Origin of the sequence: Pseudomonas sp. DCB_AW (assembly GCF_026240895.1) — a bacterium.
GTDB classification, from domain to species: domain Bacteria; phylum Pseudomonadota; class Gammaproteobacteria; order Pseudomonadales; family Pseudomonadaceae; genus Aquipseudomonas; species Aquipseudomonas kermanshahensis.
Map to the genome: position 1 here is coordinate 1 of NZ_JAPFCE010000171.1, position 468 is coordinate 468.

At 55.8% G+C, this 468-nt stretch carries 1 rRNA gene; it reads right to left on the bottom strand.

From position 1 onward, the window contains the following. Positions 1–468, bottom strand: a 16S ribosomal RNA gene (locus OO306_RS28115); the annotation flags it as partial.

Below are 468 nucleotides of genomic sequence, written 5' to 3' on the forward strand. Positions count from 1 at the left end.
CGGACTACCGGGGTATCTAATCCTGTTTGCTCCCCACGCTTTCGTGCATGAGCGTCAGTGCAGGCCCAGGGGATTGCCTTCGCCATCGGTGTTCCTCCGCATATCTACGCATTTCACTGCTACACGCGGAATTCCATCCCCCTCTGCCGCACTCCAGCGATGCAGTCACAAAGGCAGTTCCCAGGTTGAGCCCGGGGATTTCACCTCTGTCTTACATCACCGCCTGCGCACGCTTTACGCCCAGTAATTCCGATTAACGCTCGCACCCTACGTATTACCGCGGCTGCTGGCACGTAGTTAGCCGGTGCTTATTCTTACGGTACCGTCATCAGTTCCCTGTATTAAAAGAAACCTTTTCGTTCCGTACAAAAGCAGTTTACAACCCGAAGGCCTTCATCCTGCACGCGGCATGGCTGGATCAGGCTTGCGCCCATTGTCCAAAATTCCCCACTGCTGCCCCCCGTAGGC